We start from the raw sequence: 5390 nt of genomic DNA, 5'->3' as shown, positions 1-5390 counted from the left end.
AAGCCGAAAGCTCCATGTAGTGCCACGAATGGCCATAAGCCACCGAGTTGACACCAACGGGTGAAGTCACCTTGAGCTTCTGGCCCCCACAACAGTAATAGGGAATGTCCCAAACTGTCGGCGGGGGTAGATACTGCTACTGTGAGGAAGTTACAGCCTTCTAGGTAGGAGGAGGCTAATCCGTGGGTGTACCAGGAGGTAACGAAGGTTGTACCGGTGAGCCAACCGCCTAGTGCGAGGAAAGCGCAGGGGAACAGTAATATCCCTGACCAACCTACGAAGACGAAGCGATCGCGCTTCAACCAGTCGTCTAGTACGTCAAACCACCCTCTACTGGGGGCGCGTCCTACTGCGATGGTCATTAGAGCAAATCTCCAAATTTTTATAATTACGTCACTGTTTAACAACTGGCCATTTGTATAGCCATCTGTAAACAGAAAGTGAACTAGGTTGTCAACCTAGTTTACAATTTTTTACCGACTTTAATAATTCTAGGTGCAAATCGCTAATTTTTCCAGGGGCTATTAGGAAGAATTTTAATTTTTCTATACAGAGGGGCTGGGGACTGGGGATTGAGGATGAGGGGGATGAGGGAGATGAGGGAGATGAGGAGGAGAAAAACTAATGACTAATGACCAATGACTAATGACTAATGACCAATTCCCCATTCCCCATGTCCCTAACGTTAAAATGAGTCCTACAGTTATATGTAGTTACTGCTAAATGTTTACCATTGACTTAAGCATCAGAAATACTGCTTTCCCTGTATCAGTACAACGTAAGACAGCAGAAGACGCGGAAGCTGTCTATCAGCTAATTTTGGCGGCAATGCGTTCGGGAAATCCTGACATTGTAGAACTCAAGTGTGAAGGCAAGACAGAGAAAAAAATCGCTGTTCGTGCGAGTGAGATTTCTGGAGTGCAGATTGCGGAGAAAGATGGTGTCAGTGCGGCTGGTGGCAGACCACCGGGCTTTTTCGCCTTAGCTGGTGAGTAAACCAAGGTGTATTCATGGCGCAAGCGGGCATTGTAGTTAAGGATTTAAAGTTCAGTTGGCCTAATGGTGAGCCAGCAATTCAATCTTGCTCTTTGGAAGTACCCAGGGGGGAATTTTGGATGCTGTTGGGTACTAATGGCAGTGGCAAATCTACGTTACTCCGACTGTTGGCGGGGCTGTTAGCTCCCCAGTCGGGAGAAATTCGGGTTTTGCATCCTGTGGGTTTTGTGTTTCAAAATCCTGATCATCAATTGGTGATGCCAACTGTGGGCGCGGATGTGGCGTTTGGTTTGGTGGAGGAAAAGCTGCCAACGGCTACAGTGAGAGCGAGAGTTAAAGAGGCTTTAGAAGCTGTTAATTTAAGTGCCTTGCAACTGCGCCCAATTTACGCCCTGAGTGGGGGACAAAAACAACGGGTAGCTATAGCAGGTGCGATCGCTCGTCATTGTGAAATCTTATTATTAGATGAACCCACAGCTTTACTCGATCCAGATAGCCAACTGGACTTAGTAGCTAGTGTCCGCAGCCTAGTGAAAAGCCGGGGAATCACAGCTTTGTGGGTGACACACCGATTCGACGAGTTGAATTATTGCGATGGTGCTTTTCTGCTCGAAAAAGGTCTACTCGTGGATCAAGGTGAACCTCAGCGTCTTAAACAACGCTTGATGGCAGGGAATAGGGAATAGGGACTGGGGACTGGGGACTGGGGACACATCAATTCAAAAGTCAAAATTCTTGACTTTTGACTTGTTTGATGCACTATGCCCAATTCCCGATGCCCAATTCCCAATTTATTAATAATTTTTGACAACTGCGACGCGCCAAAAACAGGCGCGTTTACTTTTGATGGGGCTTTCTGCTCGTCAACTTTGCCATCAAATCTGATGATTTTAGTGTTTGTAACATAGTGTTACAAGCAATGCTTCAATTACTATAAAACTTATGAATGGATTTTGTTAACTCTAGAAAATTGTGATTAAAAACCATGCCCCGTCCCTTACCAAAAGCCGTTTTATTGGTAGACGGCTACAATATAATTGGCAGTTGGTCTTGCCTGAAAAAAACCCGTGATAGTGCTGGATTAGAAGCTGCTCGCTGGGAACTTGTAGAAGCGATGACAAGTTACAGCGCATTTCAAGCTTATGAAACTCAAATAGTTTTTGATGCCCACTATCAAAATACGGCTAGTAATAGAGAAGTGATTACAGAACTGCTTTCAGTTCATTACACTGATTTCGGGCAAACAGCAGATACCTATATTGAAAAAATCTGTGCATCTTTGCGCCCTCACATTGCACAATCTCGCATTTCTCGCGTGATTGTAGCTACGTCAGATCGCGCACAGCAGTTGACGGTACAGGGATACGGGGCTGAATGGTTATCCGCTCAACAACTCTGTTGGGAAGTAGAAGCTACTGTTTGTCGGGCGCGAAAAAAATATCAACAACGCAAACAATCTTCCAGTCGGTTTCTAGCTAGTGCCATTGATGCTAAAGCAAGGCAACGGCTGGCTGAATTACGCATGGGCTTAAAATAGCCATACACATCCAAAAATTCTCTAATCTAATCAGAGAGCGGTTTTTGGCTGTGAGATTGTGGAATTTCAGCACCGACAAAAAAATTTTTGGAAAAAGACTTGCCATTTCCTAAAAACTTCGCTAATATTATTAATCGTGAGCGCAAGCGTTCCTCAGTAGCTCAGCGGTAGAGCGATCGACTGTTAATCGATTGGTCGCTGGTTCGAATCCAGCCTGGGGAGTTGAACAATTGATAATAACATAAAAGTTAAATCAAGGGTTGAGGCAAACTAGCCAAGTAGTATATTGTATACTGAGCATCGACCTGAGAAGGGCAAAGACTTACTAGATAATTGTCGTGCAACCAGTTGATTTTACCACCCTCACAGCTACTTGTAGCGAATTGTCGGCTGAATGGATACCGTCACGGTTAGAGCAAGTTTATCAGCGCGATCGCTATACTATTGCTATAGCATTACGTACCTTGAAACAAAGAGGTTGGCTAGAGATTTCTTGGCATCCTCAAGCGGCACACATTTGTATTGGTAATCCACCACCACGCACACCGGATACCTTTACTTTTAGTCAACAGTTAATACACCAGTTGGGTGGTTTAGCCTTGGTGACAATTGAGGCGATCGCCCCTTGGGAACGTGTGATAGATTTACAATTTGCCCGTCGTCCTGGTGAGAGTGCGCTGTATCACCTCTACGTCGAAATTATGGGCAAATACAGCAATGTCATCCTTACCGATGCGAATAATCAGATTATTACTGCGGCTCATCAAGTCAGTCAGCAACAGTCTAGTGTGCGCCCTATCCAAACGGGACAACCTTATGAAATACCGCCAAAACTGACTGGCCCAGTCCCTAGTTTAAGTGAATCGCCAGCACGTTGGCAAGAACGGGTTAGCTTAGTTACAGGAGCAATTAAACGGCAATTGCTCAAAAGCTATAGCGGTTTAAGTGCGATGTTAGTAGAGTCTATGTTGCTGGCGGCGAATATCGCACCAGAGACAAATACCGATGCTTTAACTGCCGAAGACTGGCAAAGGTTATTTGAATGTTGGCAAGAATGGCTACAAGCTTTAGAGCAGAAGAATTTTCAGCCAGCTTGGACAAAACAGGGGTATACCGTGATGGGTTGGGGTGCGGTTGCACCAGTTCAAAATATTCAAACATTAATTAATGAGTATTACACTGGGCAATTCAACCAGCAGATATTTACGCAACTGCGGCATCAACTGACTCAGAAATTGAGTAATATTCTGGCTAAGTTGCGGAATAAAGCCCGGACTTTTAGCGATCGCTTGCAGCAATCCGATCAAGCTGATGAGTATCGCCAAAAAGCTGATTTATTGATGGCTCACTTGCAAACCTGGGAAGCGGGGATGACAGAAATTATCCTACCGGATTTTGAGACAGGTGAACCAGTAGCGATCGCCCTACAGCCAGATAAAAACGCAGTTCAAAACGCGCAAAACCTGTACAAGCAGCACCAAAAACTCAAACGCGCTCGTGCAGCTGTCGAACCACTACTGGAAGAAGTACAAGCAGAAATTAATTACCTAGAGCAAGTAGAAGCAGCCCTGTCACAAATAGAAAATTACCAAACAGCAGAAGATTTACAAGCCCTAGAAGAAATCCGCGACGAATTAATTGGACAAAAATATTTAGAAGAATTAGATTATCGTCGTAGTGCTAATGAAACACCCAGCACTAACTTTCATAACTACTCTACACCTAACGGCTTTCAAGTGTTAATTGGTCGTAATAATCGCCAGAATGATCAATTAACCTTTCGGGTAGCCGGAGATTATGACTTATGGTTTCATGCTCAAGAGATTCCTGGTAGCCATGTTTTGTTGCGCTTAGAACCTGGTGCTGTTCCAGAAGCCAGTGATTTGCAATTTGTTGCTAATCTAGCTGCTTACTACAGTCGCGCTCGTCAGAGTGAGCAAGTACCGGTAGTTTACACGCAACCAAAATATGTTTATAAACCCAAAGGTGCTAAACCGGGAATTGCTATTTATAAGCAAGAGCGTATTCTTTGGGGAAAACCACAATCTGCTCATCTGAGGGAGTAGGGAGCAGGAGAGTGGGGAGTGGGGGGAGCAGGGGAGATTTTTTATCCAAAATTCTTTAATTTTGAATTTTGAATTTTGTAGCTTGCTTCTCTTTCCCTACGGGACGCTCCGCGAACAGAGACGCTACGCGTTCGCGTAGCGTCTCGTAGAGAACGCGCAGCGTATCCGTAGGATTCACCCGTAGGGTATTTTGAATTGATTAGTCCCCAGTCCCTAATTGAATTATGCGAGTTTAAAAAGGAATGTTACCAAATCACCTTTACCCAGACTGATGCGATCGCCTGGTCTGAGGCGGTGTCTGTTACCTGGTAACAAGGGCAAATTGTTAATGTAAGTACCATTAGAACTACCTACATCTTCTATATAGAAAGCGTCTCCCTCAACGCGAATATCTGCGTGTACCCGTGAAACGATTTCAGAGTTGGCAAATCCTGAAACATCTATATCAGGAGGAATACGGTCATTAGGCTTGCCAATATGAATCACAGACAGATTGGGCGGTAACTCAATTTCTCTGTCACTTTGGACGTGAACTAACCAGCCTGTGATCTGCTGTAATTGAGTTCTGGCAGGCGATGGTACTGCAACAGGTTCAGGAGTTGGTGCGGGTGCGGGTTCGGGTGCGGGTGCGGGTTCGGGTGCGGGTGCGGAGGCTTCCACTGCTGGCACTGGTGCGGGTGCAGGTTCGGGTGCGGGTGCGGAGGCTTCCACTGCTGGCACTGGTGCGGGTGCGGGTGCGGGTGCGGGGGCTTCCATTACTGGCACTGGTGCAGGTGCGGGTGCGGGTGCGG

Annotated in this window: 5 protein-coding genes, 1 tRNA gene and 1 pseudogene; 5 read left to right on the top strand and 2 right to left on the bottom strand. The window is 45.8% G+C overall.

Going from position 1 to position 5390, the window contains the following annotated elements:
* Nucleotides 1-362 (bottom strand): annotated as a pseudogene (locus tag AACS98_RS22085) (photosystem II D2 protein (photosystem q(a) protein)); the annotation flags it as partial.
* Between the two features lie 361 nt (nucleotides 363-723).
* Here AACS98_RS22085 and AACS98_RS22080 point away from each other — a divergent pair.
* From AACS98_RS22080 to AACS98_RS22060, 5 genes are all read left to right on the top strand, one after another.
* On the top strand, nucleotides 724-996 hold the full coding sequence (locus tag AACS98_RS22080; protein WP_066384141.1) for a hypothetical protein: 273 nt from the start codon (nucleotides 724-726) through the stop codon (nucleotides 994-996).
* 14 nt (nucleotides 997-1010) lie between these two features.
* Nucleotides 1011-1682, top strand: a complete 672-nt coding sequence (locus AACS98_RS22075) for an ABC transporter ATP-binding protein (protein ID WP_066384140.1) — start codon at nucleotides 1011-1013, stop codon at nucleotides 1680-1682.
* Between the two features lie 299 nt (nucleotides 1683-1981).
* Complete coding sequence (locus AACS98_RS22070) at nucleotides 1982-2533, top strand: NYN domain-containing protein (RefSeq protein WP_066384137.1); 552 nt, start codon at nucleotides 1982-1984, stop codon at nucleotides 2531-2533.
* Between the two features lie 150 nt (nucleotides 2534-2683).
* Nucleotides 2684-2755: transfer RNA gene (locus AACS98_RS22065), tRNA-Asn, on the top strand.
* Between the two features lie 116 nt (nucleotides 2756-2871).
* Nucleotides 2872-4599, top strand: coding sequence for an Rqc2 family fibronectin-binding protein (locus AACS98_RS22060; protein WP_066384135.1), 1728 nt, complete (start codon nucleotides 2872-2874; stop codon nucleotides 4597-4599).
* 222 nt (nucleotides 4600-4821) lie between these two features.
* Here the strand turns inward: AACS98_RS22060 and AACS98_RS22055 are convergent.
* A partial coding sequence (locus AACS98_RS22055; protein WP_231867058.1) for an FHA domain-containing protein occupies nucleotides 4822-5390 on the bottom strand: 569 nt, incomplete at its 5' end.

Source organism: Anabaena sp. CA = ATCC 33047 (assembly GCF_963870205.1).
Classification (GTDB): Bacteria; Cyanobacteriota; Cyanobacteriia; order Cyanobacteriales; family Nostocaceae; genus Trichormus.
Note: the sequence above shows the minus strand (reverse complement) of the source record. Positions and strands in the feature narration are given on the sequence as shown.